This is a genomic window from Thiorhodococcus mannitoliphagus (assembly GCF_010915725.1).
Lineage (GTDB): Bacteria > Pseudomonadota > Gammaproteobacteria > Chromatiales > Chromatiaceae > Thiorhodococcus > Thiorhodococcus mannitoliphagus.
Genome location: NZ_JAAIJR010000321.1, coordinates 1 through 1,546, shown reverse-complemented (window position 1 = coordinate 1,546; position 1,546 = coordinate 1). Strand labels below are relative to the sequence as shown.

1 protein-coding gene and 2 pseudogenes are annotated in these 1,546 nt (G+C 48.8%); 2 read left to right on the top strand and 1 reads right to left on the bottom strand.

Annotated features, from left to right (window positions below):
• Positions 1-150: 150 nt before the first annotated feature.
• Positions 151-528: a hypothetical protein gene (locus G3480_RS26575; protein WP_164657200.1), complete on the bottom strand. Its 378-nt coding sequence runs from the start codon at positions 526-528 to the stop codon at positions 151-153.
• A 106-nt stretch (positions 529-634) separates the two neighbouring features.
• Here G3480_RS26575 and G3480_RS28075 point away from each other — a divergent pair.
• A pseudogene (locus G3480_RS28075) lies at positions 635-958 on the top strand (IS1 family transposase); the annotation flags it as partial.
• 180 nt (positions 959-1,138) lie between these two features.
• A pseudogene (locus G3480_RS29670) lies at positions 1,139-1,371 on the top strand (IS1 family transposase); the annotation flags it as partial.
• Positions 1,372-1,546 lie beyond the last annotated feature (175 nt).

Genomic DNA, 1,546 nt, shown 5'->3' with positions numbered 1-1,546 from the left:
CGGCTCAGATTCACGGTGTCAGAGGATCGTGAGGCAAAGGATGCCTGGAGGCGACGGGGCTGTCGATGCCAACCAGCGCGACGACCACGGGCGCGTCACCGCCCGCACCGCGACACGAAACCAGCATGAATCATTGGGCGCCTTTTTGGGTCAGATTGAACTCCATAGGAATGGGCCGTGTTTCAAACGTTCACCCCCGAGGCGATGGCCGCCTGGCTGCTCGCCACCGCGCAACAGGTGCAGCTGCGCAAGTACCGCAAGCATCCACGTGGCCCGAAGAAACCGGCTCCAACTCGCACCCATGATCCGAAAAAGCCGCATGTATCCGTCGCGCGATTGCTCGCGCAACGCCAAAGCGGCAAGGCGATAGGAGGTCGCGAGAACGGCCTCCGATAACCGCTCACGAATCGTGACCTTCACAGCCATGTTGACGTAGATCTTCAGCACATTGCCTTCCTCGAAGACAACACGCTCAATGGCAATGTCAGAGAGACCAATAGAGTGACGAAATTGCTCAGGATCGATCATGCGAAGACTCGTGAATGAAACGGGCTCGAATAGACTTCGATCATGGGTGGGCGGGTAAGTTGTTGATAAATATTGTATCGCACACTACTTGAGATCCGGAAGAGCCGCGAAAGATCGAGAGACAAGCCTGATTGTGAGGCTCTATATCGGCACGCGTGGACGCGAAGGAGCGCAAGGTCTATGGGGTTCATTGCCAGCCGCATACCAAGAGCGGGCGGTCTGCTATACGGATTTCTGGGGATCCTATAACTGCGTTTTTCCCGAAGAACGGCACCATTCAGTCGGAAAAGAATCCGGAAAAACGAATCATATCGAGCGCTTCAATTGCACGGTTCGGCAGCGTGTTTCGCGATTGGTTCGGAAGGCGTTCTCATTCTCTAAGAAAATCGAGAATCACGTTGGCGCAATTTGGTATAGATGTTTAATTTAACATGAGGACGCCGGGAGCGTTTCATTAATATAAATGACGGATTTTAAATCACTTTAAATTTTAAAGAAGATTCTAGCGTCTCTATGACAGGTGAAATATCTATACTTTGTGCATCACTAAAACGATACACTTTTGCTCAAGGCATCCGTATGAGACAAATCATATAGATCAGGGCACTGCCGAAAAGACGAAGTATTCGCTAAATTAAAAATGCTGCTGAAACCATTTGGCATAAAAAAGTTCTTTACGGATGGTTGGGGTGCCTATGATCGAGGTATTGCGGCGAACGAAAATATTGTTGGAAAAAGAAATACGCAGAAAATCGAAAGAAAGCATCTAACATTAAGAACGAGGATTAAAAGATTAACCAGATGCATGATATTGTCATTGGCCTGTTTATAAATAGTTCCTGACAGAAAAGTCTGTTTAATCTTACAGGACAATGGCTTAAAATATGGCCCCATGGTCGAAGTTTCGGCGTCGAGGTCGATCAATAGGGACGCATTGGCGCCTAAGGCATTGATCTCTCGAAGTCGAGACGGCCATCGCAAGTGGTTTTCGAATGAAAACCGAATGAACCTTCATGAA

Excerpts from the sequence above, each read along its gene's own strand:
- G3480_RS26575 (WP_164657200.1), bottom strand. The coding sequence starts at position 528 with ATGATCGATCCTGAGCAATTTCGTCACTCTATTGGTCTCTCTGACATT.